At 71.5% G+C, this 24,861-nt stretch carries 29 protein-coding genes; 16 read left to right on the forward strand and 13 right to left on the reverse strand.

Translation table 11 applies throughout. The features are described from left to right. The first annotated feature begins 17 nt into the window (after window positions 1-17). Window positions 18-455 (forward strand): cytochrome c, encoded by a 438-nt coding sequence (locus TSH58p_RS01115; RefSeq protein ID WP_109069773.1) that lies wholly within the window; start codon window positions 18-20, stop codon window positions 453-455. A gap of 20 nt (window positions 456-475) precedes the next feature. Then, window positions 476-1,789, forward strand: a complete 1,314-nt coding sequence (locus TSH58p_RS01120) for a quinoprotein dehydrogenase-associated putative ABC transporter substrate-binding protein (protein ID WP_247874004.1) — start codon at window positions 476-478, stop codon at window positions 1,787-1,789. Window positions 1,790-1,804: 15 nt separating this feature from the next. On the opposite strand, the gene TSH58p_RS01125 is transcribed toward TSH58p_RS01120, so the two are convergent. Beyond that, entirely contained in the window at window positions 1,805-2,434 is a 630-nt protein-coding gene (locus TSH58p_RS01125) for a hypothetical protein (RefSeq protein WP_109069774.1), read from the reverse strand. A gap of 49 nt (window positions 2,435-2,483) precedes the next feature. On the opposite strand from TSH58p_RS01125, the gene TSH58p_RS01130 reads away from it, so the two are divergent. The 6 genes from TSH58p_RS01130 to TSH58p_RS01155 all read left to right on the forward strand — a co-directional run bounded on the left by TSH58p_RS01130 (window position 2,484) and on the right by TSH58p_RS01155 (window position 6,786). Next, window positions 2,484-2,999 carry a DUF3280 domain-containing protein gene (locus TSH58p_RS01130; protein WP_109069775.1) on the forward strand — a complete coding sequence of 172 codons (516 nt, stop codon included), beginning with the start codon at window positions 2,484-2,486 and terminating at the stop codon, window positions 2,997-2,999. A gap of 63 nt (window positions 3,000-3,062) precedes the next feature. After that, window positions 3,063-3,497, forward strand: coding sequence for a dihydroneopterin aldolase (locus TSH58p_RS01135; RefSeq protein WP_109069776.1), 435 nt, complete (start codon window positions 3,063-3,065; stop codon window positions 3,495-3,497). Then, window positions 3,494-4,150: an aspartate/glutamate/uridylate kinase gene (locus TSH58p_RS01140; RefSeq protein WP_109069777.1), complete on the forward strand. Its 657-nt coding sequence runs from the start codon at window positions 3,494-3,496 to the stop codon at window positions 4,148-4,150. The genes TSH58p_RS01135 and TSH58p_RS01140 overlap by 4 nt, the downstream gene beginning before the upstream one ends. After that, window positions 4,143-5,510, forward strand: a complete 1,368-nt coding sequence (locus TSH58p_RS01145; protein WP_109069778.1) for a DUF6513 domain-containing protein — start codon at window positions 4,143-4,145, stop codon at window positions 5,508-5,510. The genes TSH58p_RS01140 and TSH58p_RS01145 overlap by 8 nt, the downstream gene beginning before the upstream one ends. Then, window positions 5,507-6,085 carry a DUF447 domain-containing protein gene (locus TSH58p_RS01150; RefSeq protein ID WP_109069779.1) on the forward strand — a complete coding sequence of 193 codons (579 nt, stop codon included), beginning with the start codon at window positions 5,507-5,509 and terminating at the stop codon, window positions 6,083-6,085. Before TSH58p_RS01145 ends, TSH58p_RS01150 begins: the two co-directional genes overlap by 4 nt. Next, complete coding sequence (locus TSH58p_RS01155; protein WP_109069780.1) at window positions 6,082-6,786, forward strand: (5-formylfuran-3-yl)methyl phosphate synthase; 705 nt, start codon at window positions 6,082-6,084, stop codon at window positions 6,784-6,786. Before TSH58p_RS01150 ends, TSH58p_RS01155 begins: the two co-directional genes overlap by 4 nt. Window positions 6,787-6,798: 12 nt before the next feature. Here the strand turns inward: TSH58p_RS01155 and TSH58p_RS01160 are convergent, their stop codons facing one another. From TSH58p_RS01160 to TSH58p_RS01210, 11 genes are all read right to left on the reverse strand, one after another. After that, window positions 6,799-7,203, reverse strand: coding sequence for a hypothetical protein (locus tag TSH58p_RS01160; RefSeq protein ID WP_146205859.1), 405 nt, complete (start codon window positions 7,201-7,203; stop codon window positions 6,799-6,801). Window positions 7,204-7,245: 42 nt separating this feature from the next. Further along, window positions 7,246-7,428 (reverse strand): hypothetical protein, encoded by a 183-nt coding sequence (locus tag TSH58p_RS01165; protein WP_109069782.1) that lies wholly within the window; start codon window positions 7,426-7,428, stop codon window positions 7,246-7,248. A 94-nt stretch (window positions 7,429-7,522) separates the two neighbouring features. Continuing rightward, window positions 7,523-8,338: an ABC transporter permease gene (locus tag TSH58p_RS01170; RefSeq protein ID WP_109069783.1), complete on the reverse strand. Its 816-nt coding sequence runs from the start codon at window positions 8,336-8,338 to the stop codon at window positions 7,523-7,525. Then, window positions 8,335-9,129, reverse strand: a complete 795-nt coding sequence (locus TSH58p_RS01175; RefSeq protein WP_199230107.1) for an ABC transporter ATP-binding protein — start codon at window positions 9,127-9,129, stop codon at window positions 8,335-8,337. The genes TSH58p_RS01170 and TSH58p_RS01175 overlap by 4 nt, the downstream gene beginning before the upstream one ends. 162 nt (window positions 9,130-9,291) lie before the next feature. After that, window positions 9,292-10,272: a PQQ-dependent catabolism-associated beta-propeller protein gene (locus TSH58p_RS01180; RefSeq protein WP_109069804.1), complete on the reverse strand. Its 981-nt coding sequence runs from the start codon at window positions 10,270-10,272 to the stop codon at window positions 9,292-9,294. 39 nt (window positions 10,273-10,311) lie between these two features. Then, window positions 10,312-11,499 carry an ABC transporter substrate-binding protein gene (locus TSH58p_RS01185; protein WP_109069784.1) on the reverse strand — a complete coding sequence of 396 codons (1,188 nt, stop codon included), beginning with the start codon at window positions 11,497-11,499 and terminating at the stop codon, window positions 10,312-10,314. Window positions 11,500-11,515: 16 nt separating this feature from the next. Beyond that, window positions 11,516-12,340, reverse strand: a complete 825-nt coding sequence (locus tag TSH58p_RS01190; protein ID WP_109069785.1) for a formylmethanofuran dehydrogenase subunit C — start codon at window positions 12,338-12,340, stop codon at window positions 11,516-11,518. Continuing rightward, window positions 12,337-13,236 (reverse strand): formylmethanofuran--tetrahydromethanopterin N-formyltransferase, encoded by a 900-nt coding sequence (gene fhcD, locus TSH58p_RS01195; RefSeq protein ID WP_109069786.1) that lies wholly within the window; start codon window positions 13,234-13,236, stop codon window positions 12,337-12,339. The genes TSH58p_RS01190 and fhcD overlap by 4 nt, the downstream gene beginning before the upstream one ends. Before the next feature lie 13 nt (window positions 13,237-13,249). Beyond that, on the reverse strand, window positions 13,250-14,914 hold the full coding sequence (locus TSH58p_RS01200) for a formylmethanofuran dehydrogenase subunit A (RefSeq protein WP_109069787.1): 1,665 nt from the start codon (window positions 14,912-14,914) through the stop codon (window positions 13,250-13,252). Next, window positions 14,908-16,209: a formylmethanofuran dehydrogenase gene (locus tag TSH58p_RS01205; protein WP_146205860.1), complete on the reverse strand. Its 1,302-nt coding sequence runs from the start codon at window positions 16,207-16,209 to the stop codon at window positions 14,908-14,910. Before TSH58p_RS01205 ends, TSH58p_RS01200 begins: the two co-directional genes overlap by 7 nt. Before the next feature lie 4 nt (window positions 16,210-16,213). Then, entirely contained in the window at window positions 16,214-16,591 is a 378-nt protein-coding gene (locus TSH58p_RS01210) for a 4a-hydroxytetrahydrobiopterin dehydratase (RefSeq protein WP_109069789.1), read from the reverse strand. 172 nt (window positions 16,592-16,763) lie between these two features. On the opposite strand from TSH58p_RS01210, the gene TSH58p_RS01215 reads away from it, so the two are divergent. Genes TSH58p_RS01215 through fae form a run of 7 tightly spaced genes read left to right on the forward strand, consistent with a single transcriptional unit; the run spans window position 16,764 to window position 23,112 of the window. Beyond that, a complete protein-coding gene (locus TSH58p_RS01215; RefSeq protein ID WP_247874005.1) occupies window positions 16,764-17,720 on the forward strand; it encodes a beta-ribofuranosylaminobenzene 5'-phosphate synthase family protein in 957 nt (318 codons plus the stop codon). A 32-nt stretch (window positions 17,721-17,752) separates the two neighbouring features. Further along, the gene (locus TSH58p_RS01220; protein ID WP_109069791.1) at window positions 17,753-18,649 is read left to right on the forward strand and encodes an NAD(P)-dependent methylenetetrahydromethanopterin dehydrogenase; all 897 of its coding nucleotides are present in this window, start codon (window positions 17,753-17,755) and stop codon (window positions 18,647-18,649) included. Then, complete coding sequence (locus TSH58p_RS01225) at window positions 18,615-19,766, forward strand: ATP-grasp domain-containing protein (protein WP_247874006.1); 1,152 nt, start codon at window positions 18,615-18,617, stop codon at window positions 19,764-19,766. Before TSH58p_RS01220 ends, TSH58p_RS01225 begins: the two co-directional genes overlap by 35 nt. Next, complete coding sequence (gene mch / locus TSH58p_RS01230) at window positions 19,766-20,755, forward strand: methenyltetrahydromethanopterin cyclohydrolase (protein WP_109069793.1); 990 nt, start codon at window positions 19,766-19,768, stop codon at window positions 20,753-20,755. The genes TSH58p_RS01225 and mch overlap by 1 nt, the downstream gene beginning before the upstream one ends. Beyond that, on the forward strand, window positions 20,745-21,632 hold the full coding sequence (locus tag TSH58p_RS01235; protein ID WP_109069794.1) for a RimK family alpha-L-glutamate ligase: 888 nt from the start codon (window positions 20,745-20,747) through the stop codon (window positions 21,630-21,632). Before mch ends, TSH58p_RS01235 begins: the two co-directional genes overlap by 11 nt. Continuing rightward, entirely contained in the window at window positions 21,629-22,573 is a 945-nt protein-coding gene (locus tag TSH58p_RS01240) for a triphosphoribosyl-dephospho-CoA synthase (protein WP_199230109.1), read from the forward strand. The genes TSH58p_RS01235 and TSH58p_RS01240 overlap by 4 nt, the downstream gene beginning before the upstream one ends. A gap of 17 nt (window positions 22,574-22,590) precedes the next feature. Continuing rightward, the gene (gene fae / locus TSH58p_RS01245; protein ID WP_109069806.1) at window positions 22,591-23,112 is read left to right on the forward strand and encodes a formaldehyde-activating enzyme; all 522 of its coding nucleotides are present in this window, start codon (window positions 22,591-22,593) and stop codon (window positions 23,110-23,112) included. Between the two features lie 5 nt (window positions 23,113-23,117). Here fae and TSH58p_RS01250 read toward each other — a convergent pair whose 3' ends face one another. Continuing rightward, window positions 23,118-23,861: a HisA/HisF-related TIM barrel protein gene (locus TSH58p_RS01250; RefSeq protein ID WP_247874007.1), complete on the reverse strand. Its 744-nt coding sequence runs from the start codon at window positions 23,859-23,861 to the stop codon at window positions 23,118-23,120. Between TSH58p_RS01250 and TSH58p_RS01255 the strand changes: the two genes are divergently transcribed. After that, window positions 23,860-24,858: an ATP-grasp domain-containing protein gene (locus TSH58p_RS01255; protein ID WP_109069808.1), complete on the forward strand. Its 999-nt coding sequence runs from the start codon at window positions 23,860-23,862 to the stop codon at window positions 24,856-24,858. The two genes, TSH58p_RS01250 and TSH58p_RS01255, sit on opposite strands and share 2 nt — an antisense overlap. The last annotated feature ends 3 nt before the right edge of the window (window positions 24,859-24,861 follow it).

A 24,861-nucleotide genomic window follows, 5' to 3' on the forward strand; every position in this document is an offset into this window, starting at 1 on the left:
CAAGGATCTCGACATCCATGAAACGCAGACTTGGCTTGCTGACCGGTGTGCTCACGGCGGGCACCGTCGCCTGTTTCGCCGCCCTGGCGCAGGACGCGCCGACGACCCCCGAGGGGACACCGACCTACATCGTCAAGGACGGTCAGGTGGACAAGGGAACCTACAACGGTTACCGCCGCTTCCACGCGACCTGCCACACCTGCCACGGCTTCGACGCGTCGGGGTCGTCCTTCGCCCCCAGCCTCGCGGACTCGCTCAAGCGCCTCAGCTATGACGAGTTCAAGGAGGTCGTCGTCAACGGCCGCCAGAACCAGGGCGCCACTGGCGACAAGGTGATGCCCTCCTTCGGCCTGGACCCCAACATCATGGATCACCTGGACGACATCTACCGCTACCTGAAAGCGCGGGCGGACGGCGCCCTGCCCGGCGGACGCCCGCAACGCATCGGCGGTTGAACCGGCGGAGGACCCCCTTCATGGCCATTCCCTCCACGTTCGCCGCCGCCGTCGCCATCGCCGCGGCGCTGCTGTCCGTCACCGCGCCGGCCCGCGCCGTCGAGGTGACGGAGCGCGAGAGCGTGCGCGTCTGCGCCGACGCGAACCTCCTGCCCTATTCCAACGAGCGGATGGAGGGTTTCGAGAACGAGATCGCCCGGCTCATCGGCGAGGACCTGAAGAAGCCGGTGACCTATTACTGGTGGCCGCAGAGCATCGGCTTCGTCCGCAACACGCTGCGCGCCCGGCAATGCGACCTCGTGATGGGCACGGCGTCCGGCGAAGAGCTGATGCAGAACACCAACCCCTACTACCGGACCGTCTATTCCCTCGTCTACCGCACCAAGTCGGGGATCCGCGCGGAAAGCGTGGGCGACCCTTCCCTGAAGGACGCCCGCATCGGCGTGGTCGAGAAGACGCCCGCGGTCAACCTGCTGCGCCTCTACGGCATCACCCGGACCGAGCCCTACCAGCTCAACACCGACACGCGCGCCAACAACCCGGCCCGCGACGCCATCGAGGACGTGGCCGCCGGCAGGACCGACGCCGCGGTGATCTGGGGGCCGATCGCCGGCTACTTCGCCGCCCAGCAGACGGAGCCGCTGACCGTCGTTCCGCTGGTCAGGGAGCCGGCGGTCGCCCGGCTGCAATTCAACATCTCCATGGGCATCCGCGCCGACGAGCCGGAGTGGAAGCACTGGCTGAACGACTTCATCAAGCGCCGCCAGGACGACATCGACCGCATCCTGCTGCGCTACCACGTCCCGCTCATCGGCCCGGACGGCGCGCTGAAGACCGCCGCCGCCATCGAGCCGCCGGGCTACCGGATGGACCAGTACCGCGCCCCGACCCCCGCCGGTCTGTCCGGCGCCTCCACCGTCACCCTGGCGGAATTGCGGCGGCTGATCGAACACTTTCCCGACACGCGGCTGGTCGACGTGATGCCGGCGCCGCCGCGCCCGGCGGACCGCCCGGCGCCGGCCGTGTGGGTTCCGCCGCCCCGCCGCAGCCTGCCGGGAGCGGTCTGGCTGCCCAACGTCGGCTACGGCAGCCTGTCGGGCGAGCAGGAACGCTATTTCCGCGCCGGGCTGGAGACGCTGACCGGCGGGGACCGGGCGTCCCGGCTGGTCTTCTTCTGCGAACCGGACTGCTGGATGTCCTGGAACGCCGCAAAGCGCGCCGTGGAGTGGGGATACGGCAACGTCTACTGGTATTCCGACGGCGCCCTGCGCTGGCAGGAGGCGGGATACGGGCTGGAGACGGTCGAACCCTTCGCCGGCGGCGCGTCCAACTGACCGACGCGGCTCGCCTCAGTCCAGGCGTGCGGCGATGTCCCGGGCGATGCGGCCGGCCTTCTGTTCGAACTGGACCGGCTGTTCGCACAGCGCCGTCTGGTTGCGCCGCCGCTCGTCAAGGATGCGCCGCCGCCACGCGATCTCCTCGCGCAGCGCCGCCGCCTCGGGGGCATCGGCGGGGAGCGCCTGGAGACGGGTCAGCGCCGCGTCGATGCTGTCGAGCAGGACGCGCTGCTGGTGGGCGTAGCGCTTGATGGCCGAAATAGCTTGGCCGCGCTCCCGGTTGAGCGCGTCGAAGGCTCCGGCGAACAGGGCGGTGAGGGCGGCGTTGCGGTCCGCCGCCGCCCCGTCGGCCTCCAGTTGATCGGCGAAGCGGTCGATCGCCGCCTGTTCCTGGCCCGGATCGAGCCGGCGGTCGAGAATCTGCTTCAGCACCGGTTCGGTGCCGGGAATGTCGCGCCAGTCGCCTTCCTTCCCCTCGATGGGATCACCGGGCCAGATCTGGCCGGACGACAGGGTCGGCACGAGGATCTGGACGCAGGGCCAATCCGGATCGCTCCCGGCCGCCGCCGCCGGGACGGACGCCGCCGGGACAGACGCCAGGGTGAGCAACGCGGCAGCGAGGACAGCGGAGCGGTGACGCATGATGAAAGTCTGCCGGATATCGGGCGCCCTTGCCCATCCACGCATTCGGGTGAGGCCAACGGAATTCGCCGCAACGGCGCTCCTGTTCCTGCTGCTGAGCGGCGTGGCGGCGGCGCAGGCGCCGGCCAAGGTTCTGGTCTTCGATCTGGAACTGGTGGACACCAGCCGGGAGCCCCCCGATCCGGACCATGCCGGACGGCTGGAGCGGGTGACGGCGCTGCTGCGCGACGGGCTGAAGGACGGCGGCTACGAGGTGACCGGCGTCCGCGACAGCGCCGTCGCCGCGGAGGTGCCGGCGTCGCTCTATCGGTGCAACGGCTGCGAACGCGACCTCGGGCGCCGGGCCGGCGCGGACATCGTGGTGACGGGTTTCATCCATAAGATCAGCACGCTGATCCTCAACATGCAGATTATAATGCGCCGCACCGGAGACGACACCGGAGACGGCGGGATCGTCGCCGTCGCGAACGCGGACATCCGCGGCGACAACGAGCGTTCCTGGCGGCGCGGCGTCGACTGGCTGCTGCGTCACCGCCTGCTGGCCGCACCGCCGTCCGACCGGTGACGAACCCTGACGACATCCGAGGCGGGGGAGCCAACCTTCGTCCGACACGGGGAGGAGGATCGCTTGGCCGATGACGCTTTGCTCTCCTATGTGCCGTACCGCCCGGCGGCGAGCCGCGTCCGGTACTACGACATCACGCTGCGCGACTATGTGGACCAGTTCCGGATCGGCGTCTGGGACCAGGAGAAGGAGCGCACGCAGCGCGTCCGGATCAACGTCTCTCTGACCCTGCCCTGGCCCGACCGGCCGATGACCGACAGCCTGGACGACGTGCTGTCCTACGACTTCCTGATCGACGGCATCCGCGCCCTGCGCGACGGCGCCCATGTGAACCTCGTCGAGACGCTGGGCGACCGGATTCTCGCCCTGTGCTTCTCCAACCCGGAAGTGACCCGCGCGCGGGTGCAGGTGGAGAAGCTGGACGTCGTTCCGGAATCCGCCGGCGTCGGCGTTGTCATCGAACGCACCCGCCACGAGGGAGCGCAAACGGGATCATGAGCAGCGCGCCGCTGTGGGTCGTGAAGCTGGGCGGCAGCCTGTGGCGCGCCCCGGAATTGCGAAGCTGGCTGGAAATCCTGGCCGCGGCGCGGCGCCTGAGGGTCGTGGTCGTCCCCGGCGGCGGCCCCTTCGCCGACGCCGTGCGCGACGCCCAGCCGGCGCTCGGCTTCGGCGACCGCGCCGCCCACCGCATGGCCCTCCTCGCCATGGAGCAGTACGGAACCGCCCTGGCCGACCTGGAGCCGAGGCTGACCCCGGCCCGCAGTCTCGCCGACCTGCGCGGCCGGCCGAGCCCGACCGTCTGGATGCCCCTCCCCCTGGCGGACAGCGCCGACGTGGCGGAGAGCTGGGACGTCACATCCGACAGTCTGGCGGTCTGGCTGGCCGGTGCGCTCGGCGCCACCTGCGCGGTCCTCGTCAAGTCCGCCTCCCTGCCGGACGCCACCGTCCCGGCGACCCGGCTCGTCGCGGAGGGCGTCGTCGACCCGGCCTTGCCGGGCCGCATGGCGCGCTACGGCGGCGCCGTCTGGTGCGTGTCGCGCGACGATCACCGACGCTTCGCCAAGGCGCTGGACCAAAGCAACCCGTGCGGCACCCGGCTGACCCTGCCCGCCGACGATCCGAACGCCGACGATCCGAACCCCGATGGCTGAACGCCCCAAGCACGTCCTGTTCCTGACCGGCGCGCTGGCCGAACCGCGCCTGCGCCATGTGCTTGCTTCCCTGGAGCCACTGGAGTTCCGGACCACCGTGGTCAATCTCGGCATCAAGGTCGCGGCGCTGGCGACGACGGAGATCGTGCTGCGCCGCCTCGCCTCGACCGAGGGGGCCGACCTCGTTCTGCTGCCGGGGCGGTTCCGCGGCGACCTCGACCGGCTGTCCGCCCATTTCGGCGTGCCCTTCGAGCGCGGTCCCGACGAGGTGGAGGACCTGCCCCAGCATTTCCGGCGGCAGGCCGCTCCGCTCGATCTCAGCCGCTACCGCACAAAAATCTTCGCCGAGATCGTCGAGGCGCCGCTGCTCGGCCTGCCGGCCATCCTGGAGCGCGCCGCCCGCTTCACGGCGGACGGGGCCGACGTGATCGACCTCGGCGGACTGCCCGACCATCCCTTTCCCCATCTGGAGGAGGCGGTGACGGCGCTGCGCGAGGCCGGTCACACGGTCAGCGTCGATTCCCTCGACCCCAAGGAGCTGTTGCGCGGTGCCGGGGCGGGGGCCTCCTACCTGCTGAGCCTGACGGAGGAAACCGCCTGGGTCGCCCAGGAGACCGACGCGGTGCCCATCGTCATCCCCACCACACCGGGCGATCTGCCGTCTCTTTACCGGGCGCTGGACGCCATCCACGGTACGGGGCGGCGCTGCATCGCCGACCCGATCCTGGAGCCGATCCATCACGGCTTCACGGACTCCCTGCTCCGCTACCGCGAGGTGCGGACGCGCCATCCCGACCTGGAAATCCTGATGGGCGTCGGCAACGTGACCGAACTGACCGACGCCGACACGCCGGGGATGACCGCCCTGCTGATGGGGATCGTCTCCGAGCTGCGCATCGACCACATCCTGACGGTCCAGGTCAGCCCCCATTGCCGCCGGACCATCCGAGAGTTCGACGCGGCGCGGCGCCAGTTCCTCGCCGCGTCGGAGGCCCACGCCCTGCCGCGCAACTTCGGCGACGCCCTGCTCTGCCTGCGCGACCGCAAGCCCTTCACCAGCACGCCCGAGCAGGTGGCCGACCTCGCCGCCCGCATCCGCGACCCGAACTACCGGATCGAGGTGACGGAACAGGGACTTCATCTCTACAACCGCGACGGGCACCATGTGGCCGGCGATCCCTTCGCCCTGCTTCCGCACATCGACCCGCGTACCGATGCAGGGCACGCCTTCTATCTCGGGGCGGAACTGGCGCGCGCGCAAATCGCGTGGCAGCTCGGCAAGCGCTACAGCCAGGACAACGAACTGCGCTGGGGCGTGGCGGTGGACGCGCCGGACGGCGCCGGAGGGCGCGAGACGTGACCTTCATCCGCGAAACCATCATCACGAGTTGCGACGCGGCGGGCAACGTCCATGTCGCTCCCATGGGCGCCACGGTGACGGAGACCGGCTATGTCCTGGCCCCCTTCCGCCCGTCGCGCACGCTCGACAACCTGCTTGCCACGCGCTGCGCGGTGGTGAATTTCAGCGACGACGTCCGGGTGTTCGCCGGCTGCGTCACCGGACGGCGGCGCGACTGGCCGACCATTCCGGCGGAGCGCATCCGCGGCGCGGTGCTTGCCGGGGCGCTGGCGCATGAGGAGGTGGAGGTTGCGGCGGTTGAGGATGACGGCGTGCGCCCCCGCCTGGACTGCCGCCCGGTGCATCGCGTCACCCACCGCCCCTTCCGCGGCTTCAACCGGGCGCAGGCCGCGGTGGTGGAGGGGGCGATCCTGGTCAGCCGCCTGAATCTCCTGCCTCCCGAGAAGATCGACCGCGAGATCGACTATCTGTCGATCGCCATCGGAAAGACCGCCGGCCCCGTGGAGCTTGAGGCGTGGGGTTGGCTGCTCGACCGCATCGCCGAACACCGGGCGGGCGGGGACGGCGCGCCATGACCCGGCTGCTCGCCAGCGTCGCCTCATTGGATGAACTCGCGCTCGCCGCTCAAGGCGGGGCGGACATCCTCGATCTGAAGGACCCCAAAGCGGGTGCGCTCGGCGCATGGCCGCTGGAGAGCATCGCCCGCGCCGTGGACACGGCCCGCCGATGGCCCGCCCGTGCGCCGCTGAGCGCCACCGTGGGCGACCTGCCGATGGACCCCGCCATCGTGACGGGGCGGGTGGCCGCAACCTGGGCCTGCGGCGTCGATTACGTGAAGATCGGCCTGTTTCCGTCCGGCGATCCGGCGGGCTGCGCGGCCGCGCTGACGCCGGAAGCCCGGCGGGGCGCCCGCATCGTCGCCGTTCTCTTCGCCGATCTCTGGACCGACGCCGACCGTCTGCTTCCCGCCCTTGCCCAAGCCGGCTTCGCCGGCGCCATGCTCGACACCGCCGGCAAGGGCAAGGGCAGATTGCCAAGCCACAAGACGAACGAGGAATTGTCACGATTCCTGGCGCGGGCGCGCGGTCTCGGCCTGCTCACCGGCCTTGCCGGTTCGCTGAGGCGGGAGGATATCCCGGCTCTGCTGCCGCTCGCGCCCGATTACCTCGGCTTCCGCACCGCGCTGTGCGCCGGAGCCGACCGGGGCGGCGCGCTGGACCCCACCGCCCTGGCGGCGATCCGCGACGCCGTCCCGAATCACTCCGTCAGGGAGTGACCGTCCGGGCCGCTACTGCCCGGACCCCTGCTTCGGCGGTTCGGACGTGGTGTTGCCGCCCTGCGATACCGACCCGCCGCCGATGGTGCCCTGCCGCTGTCCGGCCAGGGAATTGTCCGGCAGTGCGCCCGTGCCGCTCGTGGAGCCGCCGGTGGCCCCGGACGCCGAGGGATCAGGGGTCGAGGAACCGGACGTGCCGCCCTGACCGCCTCCGCCCTGGGAAACCGAACCGCCGACGGTGCCCTGCCGCTGTCCGGCCAGGGAGTTGTCCGGCAGTGCGCCGGTCGATGGGCTGGTCTGGGTTCCCGAGCCCTGCGGCATCGCGCCGCCCGTGGATTGGGCCGACGCCGGGAGCGCCGCAAAGACCGCGGCAAAGGCCAGCGCCGATGCGCCGGCCAGGATGTGCAGATGTTTCATGGACATGTCCTTCGGCATGATGTTGGGGGGATAACCGCGCCTCTAACCCATGTCCTTCGTGCTGCGGTTCTCGCGCGACGCTTCGCCCATGCGGCCGATGTCGTCCTTCGCCCGCTCGTCCCGGCCGGCGTCCTGCGGCTGGTCCTTCTTGAAATCCTGCTCGCTGCCGAGAACGCTCTTCTCGCCGCGCGGCTGGTCCTGATCCTTGTCGGATTTTCCGGTCATGACGTTTCCTCCACCGGAACCCGCCCGGCGGGATGACCGGACGGTCGTCTCCTCCATCAACCGCAGGTCGCCGGGGGCGGTTCCACCCGTCCCGTCACCCCTGTTCCGCCGGGCCGCCGCGGCGGGCCCAGAAGCCCCGTCCGGGATCGTAGGCGAGGATCGCCGCCCCCAGGAACAGCGCGAGGCACGCCGTGACGGCCAGGAACGCCGTGCCGTTGAATTGCAGATACAGCGCGAAGCGGATCAGTTCGACGGCCTGCGTGAAGGGGTTGACCCCGGCGATCCAGGCGAGCGTCGGGCTGCCCTCGCGGATGCGCCACAGCGGATAGAGCGCGGAGGAGGCGAAGAACATCGGGAAGATGACGAAGTTCATCACGCCCGCGAAATTCTCCAGCTGACGGATGAAGGAGGACAGCAGGAGGCCGAGCGCTCCCAGCATCAGCCCGCTCAGCACCAGGGCCGGGAGAACGGCGAGGTAGCCGACTTCCGGCGGCTGGACGCCCCAGAACCAGGCGATGGCGAAGAAGACATAGACCTGGGCGATCGACACCAGCACGCCGGCCAGCAGCTTGCAGACCAGCAGGTACCAGCGCGGCAGCGGGCTGACCAGCAGGGTCTTCATGCTGCCCATCTCCCGGTCGTAGACCATGGACAGCGAACTCTGCATCCCGTTGAAGAGCTGGATCATGCCCACCAGCCCCGGCGTCACGTAATCCTCGTACAGGATGTAGGTTTCGTAGGGCGGGATGATCGACAGGCCGAGCACCGCGCGGAAACCCACCGCGAAGATGGCCAGCCAGACCAGCGGCCGCACCAGCGCGGCGAAGAACCGCTCGCGCTGGTGCACGAAGCGCAGCCCCTCGCGGACGATGACCGCGCGCAGGCACCGCCAGTAGAGCGTCGCGTTCATCCAGCCCCCCCCTTCGCCGTCAGCCGGGCGAAGGCATCGCCCAAGGTCGCCGTCCCGGTGGCGGCGCACACGTCGTGCACCAGCCCGGAGGCCAGCACGCGGCCACGGTGCAGCACCACGACGCCGTCACCGTCGCGCGCCTCGTCGATCAGGTGGGTCGCCCACAGCACGGCCAGCCCCCGCTCCCGGCAGAGGTCGTGCACGTGGTCGAGCACCTGCCGGCGCAGCTCGATGTCGAGGCCGACGGTGGGCTCGTCCAGCAGCAGCAGGCTCGGGCGGTGGAGCAGCGCGCGGGCGATCTCCACCCGCCGCCGCTGCCCGCCGGACAGGGTGCGCACGCGCTCGTCCGCGCGCTCGGACAAGCCGATGCGGGCCAACTCCTCGTCCGCCCGCGCCGCGATGTCGGCGGGTGCCAAGCCGTGCAGCCCGCCGTGGTAGCGCAGGTTCTGGATGACGGTCAGGTCCGGGTCGAGCGTCGGCTGCTGGAACACCACGCCGATGCGCGCCAGCGCCTGGGCCGGATGACGGCGCATGTCGAAGCCGAAGACCCGGATGCTCCCCCGGCGGGTGTTGTAGATGCGTGTGATCAGCGAGAAGAGCGTTGTCTTGCCGGCGCCGTTCAGCCCCAGCAGCACGGTGAGCCGCCCCGCGGGGACGCCGAACGACACGCCGTCCAGCGCCGTCCGCGCCCCGAAGCTGTGGCTCAGCCCCTCGACCGCCAGGACGGGGTCCGCCGTGGCGCCGCCGGACATGGCGCGCGGTTCGGGAGGCGCGGTTTCGAAGCAATCCATGTCGTCTCCATCACCAGGAGCAACCACCTGTGAAATCCCCTCTCCCCTCCGGGGAGAGGGTTAGGGTGAGGGGGTTGCGCTTGTGCCGGACCTAGCCCCATGCGCAACCCCCTCACCGGCCCTTCGGGCCACCCTCTCCCCGGAGGGAAGAGGGCTATAAAGTCACGGCTTGACGATCACGCCCCAGGGCGCGCCGCCGACCGAGATCGACTTCACGACCCGGCCGCGCTCCAGGTCCATCACCGACATGTCGTTGCTGACGCCGTTCGTCGTGTAGAGACGCTTCTCGTCCGGCGACAGCGCCAGATTCCAGACGCGCTGGCCAACGAGGTGGTAGCGCTTCACCTCGTAGGTCCTGGCGTCGATCTCGGCGACCCGGTTGGCCGGGCCGAGGGCGACGAAGGCGCGCTGCCCGTCGCTGGTCAACTGGATCCCAACCGGCTGGATGGACTCCCGCGGGACGCCCTGGACGGCGAAGCCGATCTTGTGGACAAGCTTGCGGGAGGCCGCGTCGATGACGCTGACCGTCCCGCCGACCTCCGACGACACCCAGACGAACCGTCCGTCCCCGGTGAACTGGGCGACACGCGGGCGCGCATCGACCAGCACGTTGTCGATGATCTTGTGCGACTCGGTGTCGATGAAATGCGCCATGTTCGTCGTCTCGGACGTGTTCACCAGGATCTTGCCGTCCGGGCTGACGCCCATGCCCTCCGGCTCCACCCCCACCTGGATCTCGCCGACGATCTTCTTCGTCGGGATGTCCACCACCGAGACCATGTTGTCGTCCTCGTTGGCCACGTAGAGCCGGTGCCCCTGCGGATCGAGGACGAACAGCTCCGGATCGGGGCCGGACGGCAGCCGGTCGACGACCTTCTGGGTCGCCACGTCGATGACGTCGATCCGGTTGTCGTCGCCGACGCAGACGAAAATCCGCGTCATGTCCTCGTTGAAGGTGATGCCGCGCGGCCGGCGCCCGACCTTGATCGTGGCGACCACCTGCAGCTTGCCGCCGTCCACCACCGAGACGGTGTTGCTCTTCTCGTTCGACACGAAGATGGTGTCCGCCTGGGCGGACGGGGCGATGACGAAGCCCAGCAGCGCTAAAGCGCCGATCCGGGCGGCTCCTCCGGTTAACGACATGATGGTCCCTCCCATGGTTGCCCCCTGCCGGGGCTTTTCTCAGCGGTTGCCGCACCGGCTTTCCGGGCGGTCGTCGCCGAGCGTGTCGAGTTCCGAGAACTGGTGCAGGTAGCCCGGCTGCGGCGACACCGAGACGAGCACCCGCGGCCCGGCCAGCAGCACCGGCTGCCGAAGCTGCCCGTCCCAGTCGCGGAAGGTCAGCCCCTGTCCCTTGAAGGCCGGCAGGGCGAAGTCCGGGCCGCGCACGAAGGCGGCAAGCGCCGCGGGGTCGGCGGACTTGGTGCGCGTCGCCGCCTCGCCCACGGCGCGGACGGCCATCCAGGCGGTGTAGTCGCGCGGGCGCATCCAGCGCCCGGCCTGCCGTTCGAAGCGGCTGTGGATCTGCGTCGCCCCCCACTGCTCGTGCACGCGCGACCACGCCGTCGGGACGAGCCCGTGGGTGCCGGCCACCGGGCGGGGCAGCCAGGTCTGGTACAGCAGATACTCGCCGAACCCGTCCGCCTCGTCGGCGACGACCAGCACGTCGTGCTCGGTGCCCTGGGTGAAGGTGAGGATTTCCGACTGGACGGTGACGTGGCCGGTGTCGACGCGGCGGTTCGCGTCCTCGAAGGCCCAGCGCTTCTCCTCGACGATTTTGGCGCGGTAGCGCTTGGCGGCGGCGCGGATCGCGTCGGCGTAGGCGGCGTCCTGCGGCGTCCGCCCGACCACCAGCAGCCAGTTCATCCATTTCCGCGACGCGAGATACTGGGCCAGCGCGTCGGCCTGCATCCGCCGGCTGGGCGTGACGTGCAGCAGGTTGGCGCGGCAGCGCTCGTTGCGCAGGTCGTCGTCCGGGGCGCGGGTGTTGAAGATCAGCATGCCGCCGGCCTCGGGCGCCGCCGCCGCGGCGAGCAGCGCGTCCTCCTTCAGATCGGCGACGAGCAGGCGCACATCCTGCCCGGCGAGGTCGCGCACGGCGTCCTCGACGCGCCCGTCCTCCGGCACCGTCACCTCGACCAGATCGAAGCGCTGGTTGAGGAATCGCCCGGTCGTGTTGTTGTCGGCGATGGCGAGGCGGGCGCCCTGGACACCCTCGTCCTCCGACACCGGTTCGAGGAAGGTCTGGGGAATCCGCGGCTCCTCCGCACGGGTCAGATAGCCGATGCGGACCACCAGCGGGTCGGCGCCCCAGGCCGGGGTCCCGAGCAGGAGCGCTGCGGCGGCGGCCAGAAGGGCGGCGGCCCGCATCGCGGGCGGGCGCCCGCTACGCCTCCGACAGGATAAGCATCTCTCCGATCCCCCCGGCCGACCGGTCGCCGATAAGGCGCCGGGCGCGGGTTCCGGCGGTTGGAAATCCACTGGGCCATGCCCCGCCATCGATCAGCTCCTTCCGCATCAGTTCCAGAAACAGCCAGTCGTTCATGCCGCCGTCGCTGAAGCCGGACGGGATGGCCTCCGGCGCCCGCGACAGCAGGATGGAGCCACGGCGCATGGCCTGCCCCGCATCGGGGCCGCAGCCGGCGCCGACGACGATGGTTCCCGCGATCATCCGGGCGCCGCACAGGCTCCCCACCCGTCCATGGACGGCGATCAGCCCCCGCCGCATCCGCTCGCCGACGCGGTCCCCGGCGTCGCCCGCGACGACGACGGAGCCGCCGCTCATGCCGCGCGTGCCGCCGGCCAGCGGCGCCCCCAGGAAATTGCCGGCATCGCCCGCGACGCGCAGGGACCCGCCGGCCATCTCCGCGGCGGCGAAGGCGCCGCAGTTCCCCTCGACGGTCAGCGCGCCGCCGCGCATGCCGCTGCCGGCGCAGGCGCCGCAATCCCCCTCGACCCGGATGTCGCCGGCGGTCATGCCGGTCCCCACCCCGTCGAGCACCGCACCGCCGGGACGCAGGACCAGGGCGCCGGTCGGGCCGCCGTCCTCAAGCGTGAACAGCGTGTCCAGCCGATGGCGCTCCCGCCCACGGAGCAGCATCAGCCCGGCCAGCGCCTCCCGCCCGCCTTCGGCCAGCCGTTCGGGCAGGACGCCCGTCATGTCGATGGGCGGACCGGAAGAATCGCGCGTGGTGAGGACGGCGCCGCTCATGCCATCACCTCATGCAGGCGGAACTGGTGGCGGCCGAGCTTGCCGCCGTAATTGCCGGCGGTGACCGACACCACGCCGCCCGCGGCGCCCAGGTCCGCCACCGCGGCGATGCCGGCGCGCATGGCGGCGGCGACCGCCGCCTCGCTCACCCCGTCGATGACCAGTTCGAGGATGGATTCCACACCCTCCGGCACCAGCGACGCCGGCACCGCCGTCCGCAGCGTCGGGCAGAAGGCCGTGTTGGTGGAGGCGATCATGCCCTTGTACTTGCCGCCGATCTTGGAGCCGGAGCGGACCACCCCGCCGGGAAAGGGCAGGATGGCGCCCGGCACCGCGCGGATCGCCAGGACCGCGGCCTGCGCCGCCGCCAGCCCGGCGCGGCGGTCCGCCGCCAGGATGATGAAGTTGCCGCCGCCGACGCCCTCGACCGCCGCGGTGGCCGCCTCGCACAGGAACTCGCCGTCCATCACCGGGATGCGCCAATAGCGGCGGCCGCCGATCCGCTTGGCGATCTGCCAGCCGTCGCCGAAATAGCGCAGCGCGTTGCCGAGCGGTATGGACGGCCCGTCCCGCAGCCCCGCGTAGCAGGCCGTTCCGGGGCAGGTCATCACGCATTGACCGACGCGGCGCGCCACCTGCTTGGCCAGTTCCGCCTTGGACATGGCGAACAGCAGCACCGCGGCGCCCGGCCTTGCATCCGGCGTCTCGCCGGGCGGCAGTGCGCGCTCCATCGCCGCCTCGCAGCCGCAGGCGATCACGGAGGTGGCGAAGCCCGTCATGCTGACCACCGCCGCCTGGACCCAGGCCGGCGTGTCGGCGGTGACCACCAGCCGCGTGCCGAGCATGGGGAAGGCCTCGGCGAAGGTGTCCTCGATGTGGACGCCGTTGAGCCGCATCAGAACGCCCCCATCAAAATGGTCCGGGCTGGCAGGCGTGGCGGATCAGGCCGGTGCCGCCGCGGATCTCCTCCTCCGCGATGCGGAAATGGGTCAGCCGCTGGCCCATGCGCTCGTCGAAGCGGCGCGCCATCCAGGACTCGATCTTGGCGTCGTAGGCGGGCTCCACCACATGCGTGCGCCCCTGGAGGAACGACACCACCACGCCGTCGCGGACGATCAGCCGGCCGTCCTTGAAGACGAGGTCCGGTTTCTCGAACATGGCGCGGCGGTCCGGCCGGTCGGTGTAGACGGTGATGTCGGCGACCGCCCCCGGCCCAAGATGGCCGCGGTCGCTCAGGCCCAGGATGCGCGCCGGCGCGGCGCGGGTCATGGTGGCGATCTCGCCCAGCGAATACTCGCGCGTCAGCGACCCGAGGATGGTGTGCTCCGGCAACGCCGGGTGCAGCTCCGCCATCCGGGCGAGGCGGTAATCGCGGTCCATCAGCAGGCGGATCAGCTCGGGATAGCTGGTGAAGGGCGCGCCGTTGGGGTGGTCGGTGGTGAGGAATATCCGCCAGGGGTCCTCGATCAGCAGGAACAGCTCCAGCCCGATCGCCCATTGCAGCGCGTTGACGAAGGCCTTGTCGCGGTAGCGGAAGGGCACGACGCCGCAGCCGGCGTCGCATTCGATGTCCATCATCACCCATTTCTTCGGATGGGCGAGCCCGGTGTTGCTCATCTGCGCCATGGTGTCGGCCGACGCGGTCACCGTCTGGCCGAACATGATCTGCCCGACGTCCACCGAGATGTTGGGGCGGCGGTTCACCGCCTCCGCCACCCGCGCGGCGGAGGAGGAGAATTTCCGGTCGCCCTCCGCGCCGTAGGCGTGGAACTGGACGTGGGTGAGGTGGAGCCGCAGGCCGTCGACCGCCGCGATGCTGTCGAGCGTCGCCTCCACATTGCCCGGCACGCCGAGGTTGAAGCCGTGCAGATGCAGCGGGTGCGGGATGCCCAGCCGCTGCACCGCCCCCGCCAGCGCGGTGAGGATGCGGCGCGGCGTGATGGCGTGGAAGGGGCCGTTCTCGTCGACGTCGAGGCGGCGCTGGTTGTATTTGAAGGCGTTGATGCCGCCGGGATTGACCGCCTTGACGGCGAGGCTGCGCGTGGCGTTCAGCATGAAGCCGACGTAATCGGCCACCGCGTCCTCCCCGGCGCCGGAGGCGAGAAGCTCCAGCAGCAGGTCGTCGTTGCCCAGCACCAGATAGCCGCCGGTGTCGATCAGCGGGATGTCGGCCATCTCCAGATGCGCGTGCCGGGCGTTGCTCGGCAGCATCGCCGGCTCGAAGGCCGCCGTGTAGCCCATCCGGGCGTAGCGGCAGCCCGTGGCGTGGGTGGAGGGGGTGGCGATGCCGACGCCGCAACCGCAGGGCTCCTCCGCCGCCGCGCGATGCTCCTCCGCCATCAGCAGGCGCGCGATGTTGACCTTCCCGCCGGCGATGTGGCTGTGGATGTCGATGGCGCCGGCCATCACGACCCGCCCGGACAGGTCGTGGACCTCGTCCGGCGTGGCGCCGGGGCCAGGGTCGGGGCCGGGATCGGCGACGATCCGCCCGTCCCGGACGAACAGGTCGCCCACCGCGCCGTCGCGCCCGTTGGCCGGGTCGTGAATGCGCCCCCCGGCGAGCTTCATCAGCATGTGGAAGCCTCCTGCGGCAGGGCGGCGGCGATGGCCGTCAGCACGGTCGCCGCGTCCGGCAGACCACGGTCGATGAGGCGCCGCGCGCGCAGGGCGACCACCGTGTCGCTGCGGAAGACATGGCCCGCATGGTCGATGCCCGGCGTGCCGACGGGGATGAACACCGCCGGCTCGTCGGCGAAAGCCGTTCCCGGCGGAGCCAGCGCGATGATCGCCTTGTCGGCGGGAAAGGCCGGGACCTCCGGCCGGAAGGAAGACACCCAGACGACGGCGTCCGCCACCGCCGCATAGCGCGCCCCGTCGAAACGGTGGGGATCGTGCCGCGCTACCCCTCCGGCGAGGGAGGTGCGCAGCGGCACGCCGAACCGCCAGGTGCAGACCTGATTGACCCCGACCACATTGTCGTGCCCGGCGAGCGGCAGGCCGGCGCAGCGGGTGTGCCGGTTCGCATCGCGCACGAGGCGGACCAGCCGTTCCACCGTCAGGTCGGCGTGCGGTCCTTCGAAAGCGGCGGCGGCCCAGGCCACGACCGCGTAGCGCGCCGTCCGCAGCCGCTCCGCCAGGGCGGCGATGTCGCCAGCGGCGATGCCGGCGGCTCCGGACGCGCGGGACGGATCGGGCAAGGCCGCGGCCAGCGCCGCCGCCGCGTCCCCGACCCTCGCGGAGTCACCGGCCAGGACCGTGATGGGAAAGCCCGAAAGTGCGGCGCGCGTGGTGTCCAGCGGTTCGCCGCACAGGAACACCACCTCCCGCGACGGCGGCGCCTGGAAGGCCGGCGCGGGCACCACCCAGCGCTCGAAGACGCGCGGGTGCGGCACCGCCGGGTCCGGTCCGGCCACCAGCAGCAAATCGCAGCGGTTGCGCAGCTCGGCCAGGGTGGTGGCGATCCAGCCCGTGCGCTGGAGCACCGCCAGATTGCGGTACAGCCCGTCGGACAGCGCGTGGTCGACCACCGCGCCCAGCCGCCCGGCGAGGGCCAGGGCGGCGCGCGCGCCATCGACGTCGGTGCCGAGCCCGGCCACCAGAGGCGCTTGCGCCGCCGCCAGCACCGCGGCGGCGGCCTCCACCGCCTCCGCCAGCGGCACCGGAACGCCCGCGACGCGCGGCGGTTCGGCCGCCGGTGTGCGGGAAAAGCGCTCGCGCGCCACCGGGCAATCGGTGGAGCGCACCGCCAGCGTCGAGGGCGGTTCCTCCTCGACGGTCAGGTCGTCGCAGCCGAGGCCGCAGAACGGGCACACGACGTCGCGATGGACGACGGGGCGGACGGCAGGAGGGGGTGGCCGGTCGCTCGCCATGCCGTCAGTCGTACTTGATGTAGGCGAAGCGCGGATCGTCGCGGGGCGTCCCCTCCAGCGCGCCGCCGTCGCGGGCGGGCTGCCATTGGATGACCTCCTCGATCTTGCGGGCGAGTTCGAAATCCTTGTCGGTGATGCCCTTGGCGGTGTGGGTCTTCAGCCGCACCTCGACCCAGGCGTAGGAGGCGGTGAGGTCCGGGTGATGCCACGCGGCCTCGGCCAGATGGCCGACCGCGTTGATCACCATCAGGGTGCCCTTCCAACTGTTCGTCTTGTACTTGCGCCGGATCCAGCCGTCCTCGAACCGCCACCGCGGCAATATTTGCTGCAGTCGCTCAACGATTTCCGTATCGGAATAGGTGGTTTCCTGAACCGCGGTCATGTCTTCCTCCCCGAAGTGACCGAACAGTCCTCACCCCGAAGAGGTATATACTATTGGATCGGGGTCTTTTTTTAACGCAAGATTATCATGATCAAAAGAACGACGCAACTTTCCTTAAGCGAGTGAGGTCCTCATGCCACTCGGCGTCGATGAAGTCCGGGAGGTGCGGGTCATGGCGCCCGCGCGGCTGCATCTGGGGTTTCTCGACATGAACGGCGGTCTGGGCCGCCGCTTCGGCAGCCTGGGGCTGACGCTCGACGGCATGGCGACGACGCTGCGGGTGCGTCCTTCCGACCGGCTGTGCGCGAACGGCCCGTCGGCGGAGCGCGCGCTGAAGGCCGCAAGGGCGGTCTGCGACCGCTTCCGCTGGCCGGCCCGCGCCGAACTGACGGTGGAGGAGGCCATTCCCGAACATGTCGGGCTGGGCTCCGGCACCCAGCTCGGTCTGGCGGTCGGCACCGCGCTCGCCCATCTGCACGGCCGGCCCTCGACGGTGCGCCGCCTCGCCGCGGAGCTTGAGCGCGGCGCACGCTCCGGCATCGGGATCGGCGCCTTCGAGAAGGGCGGCGTCATCCTGGACGGGGGCCGAGGGCCGGGCGACGCGCCGCCGCCCATCGTCGCGCGCCTGCCCTTTCCGGACTCCTGGCGCATCCTGCTGATCCTGCACCGCGACGGCCAGGGGCTGCACGGCACCGCCGAGCTGCAGGCCTTCACGGCGCTGCCGCCCTTTCCGGCGGAGCGGGCCGGGCATCTCTGCCGCCTGATCGTCATGGCGGCCCTTCCCGCCCTGGTCGAGGGCGACGCCGATCGTTTCGGGCAGGCGGTGGGCGAGCTGCAACGCACCGTGGGCGACCATTTCGCCCCGGTCCAGGGCGGGCGCTTCACCAGCCCCCTGGTGGCCGACGCGCTGGCGTGGCTGGAGGCCGAGGGGATTCCCGGCGTCGGACAGACGTCCTGGGGGCCGACCGGCTTCGCCATCGTCGGCGACGCCCGGCGGGCCGAAGCCCTGCTGGCGGAGGCGCGGCGCCGCTGGGCGGGGTCCGCGCTGGACTTCCACCTGGCCCGTGGCCGCAACGACGGCGCGACGCTGGAATCCACCACCGACCGGGTGGTGCTGCGGGCCTCCTGACCCCCACACCCGAGCCAAGCGGGAGGCGCGCGATGGCCGCACCCTACGTTCTGCACATGCTGACACCGCTGAAGCACGTCAGCGCCTTCGACGTCAACATGGCGGCGGACGCCGGCATGGGGCCGCTGTTCCCCTACACGGGCGTCGCGCTGGAGGAGGTCACCGGCATCACCCAGGACGCCATGTTCTCCCGCGACCCGGCGAACGCGGCGCGCACCGGGCTGTTCATCGGCGGGCGCGACGCCGTGCTGGCGCTCGATATGATGGACGCCGCCCGCAAGGCCATGTTCGCGCCCTTCACCATCTCGGTCATGGTCGATCCGTCGGGCGCCTTCACCACGGCCGGCGCCATGGTCGCCGTCGTCGAGCGCGCCCTGCGCCGCAGCCACCCGGACGGGCTCAAGGGGCTGACCCTGAAGGTTTTCGGCGCGACCGGCGTGGTCGGCGGAATCGCCGCCGTGATCGCGGCGCTGGCCGGCGCGCGCGTCACCCTGGTCAGCCACCGCGGCCTGTCGGGCGTGGAGCCCAAGGCCGCCGAGTTCCGCCGGCGCTTCGGGGTGGAGCTGGCCTGCGCCGACGCGCCCGACGACGCGGCGCGGGAGGCGCTGCTCGGCGATGCCGAGGTGGTGTTCGGCTGCGGACGGGCGGGCGTGCAGATCCTGTCGGCGCGCAACCTCGCCGCTGCGGGCCGCCTGCTGGTCGCGGCGGACATCAACGCGGTGCCGCCCTCCGGGATCGAAGGGGTCGGCCCCAAGGACAACGGCACGCCGCTTCCCGGCGGGCACGGCGTCGGCGTCGGCGCGCTGGCGATCGGCGCGGTCAAGTTCCGGGTGCAGCACGCCCTGCTGACGCGCCTCGCCGCGGCGAAGTCGGCGGTGTATCTGGACTTCTGCGATGCCTACGACGCCGCCCGCCAGATCGCCGGCTGACCCGGTGGCGGAAGGGCCGGACATCGTCGTCGCGGCCCTGTCGGCGCGGGCATTGGCCGCCGCCGCCCGCCGCGCCGGCCGGCGTCCGGCGTCCGTCGACCTGTTCGCCGATCTGGACACCGGACAGATCGCCGGGCCCTGCCTGCGCCTGCCCTCCGGGGCGCTGCGCCTGGAGCCCGCCCCCCTTCGGGACGCCCTGGCGCGGGCGGATCTGCGCGGCCTGCCGCTGGTCTACGGCGCCGGCTTCGAGGACGACCCGGCGCTTCTGGCGCGCCTCGCGGAGGAGCGGCCCCTGCTCGGCAACCGGCCCGAGGTGGTGGCGCGCGTCAAGGACCCGTTCCGCTTCGCCGCCACCCTGGCCCGGCTCGGCATCCCCCATCCTTCGGTCGCGCCGGCCTGGGACGGATCACCCGGCGACCATCTGCTGAAGCGGATCGGCGGCAGCGGCGGCGCGCACATCACCCCGGCCTCGACCGCCGAAGCCAAGCCGGGCTGCTACGTCCAGCGCCGCGTCGCCGGCCATGCCCTGTCGGTCCTCTTCCTCGCGGACGGCGACCGCGCGGTCATCGTCGGCTTGAGCCGGCAGTGGACCGCGCCGACCGCGACGAGCCCCTATCGCTACGGCGGTGCCGCCGGGCCATGGCGCTGCCCGGAGCGGTGGACCCGGACCTTGCCCGCCACGATCAGCCGTCTCGCGGCGGCGTTCGAGCTGGTCGGGCTGAACAGCGCGGATTTCCTGGTGACCGGGTCGGCCCCTCAGCTGTTGGAGATAAACCCGCGGCCGGGCGCGACGCTGGACGTCTTCGACCGTCCACCGATGCCGCCCTTGCTCGGCCTGCACCTGGACGCCTGCGCCGGGCGCCTGCCCGGCCGGTTGCCGGTGTTGACGGGATGCCGGGCGGCGGCGGTGCTCTACGCCGACTCTCCCACCCGGATCGAGGCCGACCGGCGTTGGCCGGTCTGGACCGCGGACCGGCCGGCGGCACCGGCCGCCATCGGACGCGGCGAGCCGATCTGCACGGTGTTCGGGGACGGTCCCAGCGCCGGCGCGGCGCGGCGCCATGCCGAGCGGCGGCAACGCGAACTGGCGGCCTTCGCCGCGATGGAGATGCAGTGATGACCACGCAAGCGCCGCAGGATCCGCGTCCAAGCCTCGCCGCGCTGTCGGCGCCGCTGGTCGAACGACTGGTGGCCGAAGCCCCGGTGCTCCGTCTCGGCGTCCTGAGGGTCGGCGGGGCCTGCGTAGTCGATGCCGGGATCGGCCATCCCGGCGGGCTGGAAGCCGGACGGCGCATCGCCGAACTGTGCATGGGCGGCCTGGGCCGCGTCACGCTTGGCCCGGTGCCGGGGCCGGCGCCCTGGCCGTTCGGCGTCACCGTTCACAGCGCGCAGCCGGTCCTGGCCTGTCTCGGCAGCCAATATGCCGGCTGGAGCCTCAGCCACGGCAGCGGCAAGGGCGCCTTCTTCGCGCTGGGCTCCGGCCCCGGCCGCGCGCTGGCCCGGCAGGAGGCGCTGTTCGACGAGCTGGCCTATCGCGACACCGCCGACACGGCGGCCTTCGTCATGGAGGCGACGGCGGTGCCGCCCGCCGAACTGATCGCCCACATCGCCGCCACCTGCGGCATCGCCGCGGACCGGCTGACGCTGGTCCTCACCCCGACCCAGAGCCTCGCCGGGACCACCCAGGTCGTCGCCCGCGTGCTGGAGGTCGCCCTGCACAAGCTGCACGCCCTCGGCTTTCCGCTCGACCGCGTCGTCGACGGCATCGGCATGGCGCCGCTTCCCCCACCCGGCGGCAAGTTCCTCACCGCGATGGGCCGCACCAACGACGCGATTCTTTACGGCGGCACGGTCCATCTGCACGTCACCGGCCCGGACGGCAAGGCCGAGGATCTGGCGCACCGCCTGCCCTCCTCCGCCTCGCGGGACCACGGGCGCCCCTTCGCGGAGGTCTTCGCCGCGGCGAAGGGGGATTTCTACGCCATCGATCCCATGCTGTTCAGCCCGGCGCGCGTGACCGTCACCGCCATCGACAGCGGGCGCAGCTTCCACGGCGGAACCCTGGCGCCGCACCTCGTGGAGCGCTCGTTCCGCGATGTCCGGTGAGCGCGCCGCCCTGATCCTCACCGAACGGCCCGACTGGCACACGCCGCGGCTGGTCCGGGCCATCGAGGCGCGCGGCCTGCCCTGCCGCTGCGTCTCGCCGCGGCGCTGCGGGATCGCCGTCGGCCACACGGCGACGGGACTGCTGATCCCCGGCTTCGAGGACACGCTGCCGGCGGGCGTCTTCGTCCGCGCGGTGGGCCAGGGCAGCTTCGAGCAGGTGACGCTGCGCCTGGGTGTGCTCCACGCGCTGCGCGACCTCGGGGTGCCGGTCTGCAACGACGCGCGGGCCATCGAGCGCTGCGTGGACAAGAGCATGACCAGCTTCCTGCTGGACCGCGCCGGCCTGCCGACCCCGCCGGCCCTCGCCGTTCAGGAGGCCGAACCGGCCCGGCACATCCTGGACCATGCGCCCGACCAGGTGCTGAAACCGCTGTTCGGCGCGCAGGGGCGCGGCCTGCAACGGCTCGACGGGCCCGACGCCCTGCCCGACGCCGAAGCGATCGGCGGAGTCTACTACCTCCAGCCCTTCATCCCGCCGCGGAGCGAGGGCGCATGGCGGGACCGCCGCGTCTTCGTGGTCGGCGGGCGGGCGGTCGCGGCGATGACCCGGCACGGGCGGAGCTGGATCACCAACGTCCATCAGGGGGCGAGCTGCGAGGCCGCTCCCGCCGCCGACGAACCCGCCGCGCTCGCCGTCCGCGCCGCGGCGGCGGTCGGCGCACGCTACGCGGGCGTGGACCTGATCCAGGATCGGGAGGGGCGCTGGCTGGTGCTGGAGATCAACAGCATGCCGGCGTGGCAGGGGTTGCAGCGGGTCAGCGCGGTGGACATCGCCGACGCCCTGGCCGCCGACTTCGTGGAGCGGGTGGGCACATGATCGGCGGGCACATGATTGATTGGGCGCCGATCCCCCCCGATCCGGCCTCCGGCGTGGCCGGCGCCTACCGCGCCGCCTGCCACCTGGACCTGCGGGCGCTGAAGCCCGGCAACGTGCACATCCATGCCGAAGGCCACGGCATGACCGTCGCCCAGTTCCTCGCCAGCGCCGACGTGACGGCCCCCATCCTGGCACAACCGGGGCTGAGCGTCGGGGAACGGCTGCACGCCTCCGTCGTTGCCACGCGCGCGGTCGCCGGCTGCAACACCAACCTCGGCATCCTGCTGCTGGCCGCACCGCTGGCCCAGGCGGCGCTGATGACTGGCGGCGGTTCCTTGCGCGACCGGTTGGGCCATGTCCTCGCCACCCTGACGGTGGCGGACGCGGAACTGGCTTTCCAAGCCATCGCGCTCGCCGAACCCGCCGGGCTGGGCCGCGTGGAGGGGGCGGACGTGCACGCCCCCGCGCGGGTGACCCTGCTCGACGCCATGCGGGAGGCGCAGGACCGCGACACCATCGCCCGGCAATACGCGACGGGCTTCGCGGACATCTTCGACACCGGCGTGCCGAGCCTGCGGCGATGGCTGGACGCCGGGGCGGATTTCGAGCGGGCCACGGAAATGATTTATGTCGAATTCCTTGCCACCCTGCCCGACAGCCATGTCATCCGAAAATACGGGCGGGAGCGTTCTGAATGGTTACGCTTACAAGCTTCGGAATTGAGGGAAAACACGGCCCCGGATCGTGCATTCACGCTAACGCGATCGCGCTTGGCGGAAATGGACCGTGACCTCAAATACAATGGCGTCAACCCGGGAACGACCGCGGATATTGTCGTGGGTTGCCTTCTTGCGTTCTGGCTCATGCAATCGCCGCAGCCACCCGTCATAACGGACGTTCTTCAAAACGACGCGCTCCGCGAAGAGCGCCGGCAACGCTAGGGAGAAAGGACATGCCGATGTGGGGAGGACAATCCACGAAGATCAACCGCGTGCTCGTCGGTGAGTCGCTGGTCGGTGATGGGAACGAGGTCGCCCACATCGACCTGATCATGGGGCCGCGCGGCAGCGCCGTGGAGACGGCCTTCTGCAACGCGCTGACCAACAATAAGGACGGCTTCACCGCCCTTCTCGCCGTCGTGGCACCCAACCTGATGTGCAAGCCGGCGACCATCCTGTTCAACAAGGTCACCATCAAGGGCGCGGAACAGGCGGTGCAGATGTTCGGTCCCGCCCAGCACGCCGTCGCCAAGGCCGTGGCCGACTGCGTGTCGGAAGGCACCATCCCGCAGGAGGAGATCGACAACATCTTCATCTGCGTCGGCGTCTTCATCCATTGGGAAGCCAAGGACAACGCCAAGATCCAGGACTACAACTACCGCGCCACCAAGGAAGCCATCGAACGCGCGGTCGCCAGCTTCCCGAGCGCGCAGGATCTCATGAGCCAGAAGGACAAGGTGAAGCATCCCTTCGCCGCGTGACCGGCTTACCGGTTCAGGGCATCCAGCTCCGCGCCGCCGATGCGGCCGTCGTGCAGCGCCGTCGCCACCAGGGCGCCGGCGCCGCCGCGCGCCGCGAGGTCCCGGAGGTCGTTGCCGTCGCGCACCCCGCCGGCGGCAAACAGGCTGGCCTGCGGGTTGGCCCGGCCGATCTCGGCGAGGCGGCTCCAGTCCGGGCCCTCGCCCGAGCCCACACGGGCGAGGGTCATGGCGATGATCCGCTGCGGCCACAGGTCGGGGTGGTCCAGCAGGCCGGTCGGTCCGACGAAGCGGTCGCGGAAATCGAGCGAGAGGATCACCCGCGCCCAGGCCGGATCGGCCTTCAGCATGGCCAGCGGCGCGAGGCCGTCCAGGCTCTCGCTGCCGAGCACCGCGTCGCCGAGCCCCGACGCGACGAAGCCGCGCACCTCGTCGGCGGCGCGGAACCCGGCATCGACCCAGAATCCGACATCGGGAAAGGCCGCCCGCAGCCGCGCCAGCGCCGGCCGGTTGTCGCCGATGCCCTGGATGGCGTCGAGGTCGGCGGCATAGACGACGCGGAACGGATGCAGGCGGAGCAGGCCGCCGACCACCGCCACCGGGTCGTTGCCCGCGCACAGCGACGAGCGCAGCGGCGGGTAGCGGCCCCGGTCGCCGCGGCGGGCGTGCACCACGCCGCCATCCCTGAGGTCGATCACCGGAACGACGTGGAACATCTCGCCCTCCCTCGGCTGCATCGTGGCGGACGGCATGCGCATCCTGGTCTGTGAGTTCGTGACCGGCGGCGGCATGCCCCCGGACACCGCCATCCCCGCCAGCCTCGCCCGCGAGGGCGACCTGATGCTCCACGCCCTGCTGGCCGACCTGCTGGAGGTGCCGGGGGTGGCGGTGACGGTCACCCGCGACGCCCGCCTTCCGCCGCTCGCGGCCCCGGTGCGCAGCATAACCATCTCCGACCCGCGCGAGTCCTGGGCGCTTTGGGAGGACCTCGCCCGGCAGGCGGATGGCGTCTGGCCGATCGCTCCGGAAACGGACGGCGCGCTGGAGCGCTTCAGCCGCATGGTCGAGGCCGGCGGGCGCCGCCTGTTCAACAGCAACGCCGACGCGGTGGCCGTCGCGTCCAGCAAGGCGGCGACGGCGGCCCTTCTGTCGGCGGCCGGTCTGCCCGTCGTCCCGGTCTGTCGGACCGGCGCCGTCGCTGCGGACGGCCCGTCGGGGCACGGCCCCTGGGTCGTCAAGCCCGACGACGGGGCCGGCTGCATCGACACCCGGTTGATCCGCGACCATGCCGATTGGCAGGGCTGGCTGGCTGAGACGGACCGGAGCGGTTTCGTGGTGCAGCCCTTCCAGCCCGGCACGCCGGCCAGCCTGTCGATGCTCTGCCGCGAGGGGCGGGCCTGGCCGCTGACCGCCAACCGCCAGACCATCACCCTGTCCGGCGGATTCTTCTCCTACGACGGAGGCGTTGTCGGCGGGATGGCGCTGTCGCCCGCCCTCCTCGACCTCGCGCAGGGCGTCGCGGCGGCGCTGCCCGGCCTGTTCGGGTTCGTGGGGGTGGATTTCATCGACGGTCCCGACGGACCGACGATCATCGAGGTCAACCCGCGCCTGACCACCCCCTCCGTGGGATTGCGGCGCGCGACCGGGCTGAACGTCGCCGCCGCGGTGCTGGAACTGGCGCGCGATCCGCCGGTCCCGCCCCAACCGGTGACGCGCATCGAACCGGTCCTTCTGACGCTGGAGGAATGAGGC

It is taken from the genome of Azospirillum sp. TSH58 (genome assembly GCF_003119115.1).
In the GTDB taxonomy this organism is placed as follows: domain Bacteria; phylum Pseudomonadota; class Alphaproteobacteria; order Azospirillales; family Azospirillaceae; genus Azospirillum.

What these genes read in the sequence shown, in the direction of transcription:
- TSH58p_RS01115 (WP_109069773.1), top strand. Translation starts at nt 18, where the DNA reads ATGAAACGCAGACTTGGCTTGCTGACCGGTGTGCTCACGGCGGGCACC.
- TSH58p_RS01120 (WP_247874004.1), top strand. Translation starts at nt 476, where the DNA reads ATGGCCATTCCCTCCACGTTCGCCGCCGCCGTCGCCATCGCCGCGGCG.
- TSH58p_RS01125 (WP_109069774.1), bottom strand. Translation starts at nt 2,434, where the DNA reads ATGCGTCACCGCTCCGCTGTCCTCGCTGCCGCGTTGCTCACCCTGGCG.
- TSH58p_RS01140 (WP_109069777.1), top strand. Translation starts at nt 3,494, where the DNA reads ATGAGCAGCGCGCCGCTGTGGGTCGTGAAGCTGGGCGGCAGCCTGTGG.
- TSH58p_RS01145 (WP_109069778.1), top strand. Translation starts at nt 4,143, where the DNA reads ATGGCTGAACGCCCCAAGCACGTCCTGTTCCTGACCGGCGCGCTGGCC.
- TSH58p_RS01155 (WP_109069780.1), top strand. Translation starts at nt 6,082, where the DNA reads ATGACCCGGCTGCTCGCCAGCGTCGCCTCATTGGATGAACTCGCGCTC.
- TSH58p_RS01160 (WP_146205859.1), bottom strand. Translation starts at nt 7,203, where the DNA reads ATGAAACATCTGCACATCCTGGCCGGCGCATCGGCGCTGGCCTTTGCC.
- TSH58p_RS01165 (WP_109069782.1), bottom strand. Translation starts at nt 7,428, where the DNA reads ATGACCGGAAAATCCGACAAGGATCAGGACCAGCCGCGCGGCGAGAAG.
- TSH58p_RS01170 (WP_109069783.1), bottom strand. Translation starts at nt 8,338, where the DNA reads ATGAACGCGACGCTCTACTGGCGGTGCCTGCGCGCGGTCATCGTCCGC.
- TSH58p_RS01175 (WP_199230107.1), bottom strand. Translation starts at nt 9,129, where the DNA reads ATGGATTGCTTCGAAACCGCGCCTCCCGAACCGCGCGCCATGTCCGGC.
- TSH58p_RS01180 (WP_109069804.1), bottom strand. Translation starts at nt 10,272, where the DNA reads ATGTCGTTAACCGGAGGAGCCGCCCGGATCGGCGCTTTAGCGCTGCTG.
- TSH58p_RS01185 (WP_109069784.1), bottom strand. Translation starts at nt 11,499, where the DNA reads ATGCGGGCCGCCGCCCTTCTGGCCGCCGCCGCAGCGCTCCTGCTCGGG.
- TSH58p_RS01190 (WP_109069785.1), bottom strand. Translation starts at nt 12,340, where the DNA reads ATGAGCGGCGCCGTCCTCACCACGCGCGATTCTTCCGGTCCGCCCATC.
- fhcD (WP_109069786.1), bottom strand. Translation starts at nt 13,236, where the DNA reads ATGCGGCTCAACGGCGTCCACATCGAGGACACCTTCGCCGAGGCCTTC.
- TSH58p_RS01200 (WP_109069787.1), bottom strand. Translation starts at nt 14,914, where the DNA reads ATGCTGATGAAGCTCGCCGGGGGGCGCATTCACGACCCGGCCAACGGG.
- TSH58p_RS01205 (WP_146205860.1), bottom strand. Translation starts at nt 16,209, where the DNA reads ATGGCGAGCGACCGGCCACCCCCTCCTGCCGTCCGCCCCGTCGTCCAT.
- TSH58p_RS01210 (WP_109069789.1), bottom strand. Translation starts at nt 16,591, where the DNA reads ATGACCGCGGTTCAGGAAACCACCTATTCCGATACGGAAATCGTTGAG.
- TSH58p_RS01215 (WP_247874005.1), top strand. Translation starts at nt 16,764, where the DNA reads ATGGCGCCCGCGCGGCTGCATCTGGGGTTTCTCGACATGAACGGCGGT.
- TSH58p_RS01220 (WP_109069791.1), top strand. Translation starts at nt 17,753, where the DNA reads ATGGCCGCACCCTACGTTCTGCACATGCTGACACCGCTGAAGCACGTC.
- TSH58p_RS01225 (WP_247874006.1), top strand. Translation starts at nt 18,615, where the DNA reads ATGCCTACGACGCCGCCCGCCAGATCGCCGGCTGACCCGGTGGCGGAA.
- mch (WP_109069793.1), top strand. Translation starts at nt 19,766, where the DNA reads ATGACCACGCAAGCGCCGCAGGATCCGCGTCCAAGCCTCGCCGCGCTG.
- TSH58p_RS01235 (WP_109069794.1), top strand. Translation starts at nt 20,745, where the DNA reads ATGTCCGGTGAGCGCGCCGCCCTGATCCTCACCGAACGGCCCGACTGG.
- TSH58p_RS01240 (WP_199230109.1), top strand. Translation starts at nt 21,629, where the DNA reads ATGATCGGCGGGCACATGATTGATTGGGCGCCGATCCCCCCCGATCCG.
- fae (WP_109069806.1), top strand. Translation starts at nt 22,591, where the DNA reads ATGTGGGGAGGACAATCCACGAAGATCAACCGCGTGCTCGTCGGTGAG.
- TSH58p_RS01255 (WP_109069808.1), top strand. Translation starts at nt 23,860, where the DNA reads ATGCGCATCCTGGTCTGTGAGTTCGTGACCGGCGGCGGCATGCCCCCG.
- TSH58p_RS01250 (WP_247874007.1), bottom strand. Translation starts at nt 23,861, where the DNA reads ATGCCGTCCGCCACGATGCAGCCGAGGGAGGGCGAGATGTTCCACGTC.